This window comes from Enterobacter sp. IF2SW-B1 (assembly GCF_001743375.1).
Classification (GTDB): domain Bacteria; phylum Pseudomonadota; class Gammaproteobacteria; order Enterobacterales; family Enterobacteriaceae; genus Enterobacter; species Enterobacter bugandensis.
Genome location: NZ_MJAA01000302.1, coordinates 1 through 402, shown reverse-complemented (window position 1 = coordinate 402; position 402 = coordinate 1). Strand labels below are relative to the sequence as shown.

The 402-nt window shown below is 57.2% G+C and carries 1 pseudogene; it reads left to right on the top strand.

What is annotated here, in order from left to right:
* Window positions 1-402 (top strand): annotated as a pseudogene (locus tag A6013_RS24475) (glycosyltransferase family 2 protein); the annotation flags it as partial.

The window sequence follows — 402 nt, the reverse complement described above, 5'->3', positions numbered from 1 at the left end:
CCACAACGAACGGCGTGATACCGGGTTTACCGGTTATGTGGAGTACCGGCGTCAGCGCGACGTGGTTATCACTACGTTACTGACCAGCCAGCCTGACCCTCAGCGCGGCACGAAAATGACGGCCTCACCAGACATGCTGACCAAGTGGGCGGCGTCGCTTCGGAATTGTAGCCGTAAAGCGCTGGTGGATGAGATGCAGGCGGCACCGACAGATGTTGAGCTGTACCTCGTACCTGACGTGAAGGTGAATGTCTACTTCCGGCGGTGGCTGCAAATCTGGCAGCACCTGCGAGATCACCCTGAATACCAGTTCGTCTGGAGTACTGATGGTACCGATGACGAAATGCATCGCGCGCCATGGGAAGAAATGCAGCCCGGGAAGGTGTATGTCGGTTCTGAACC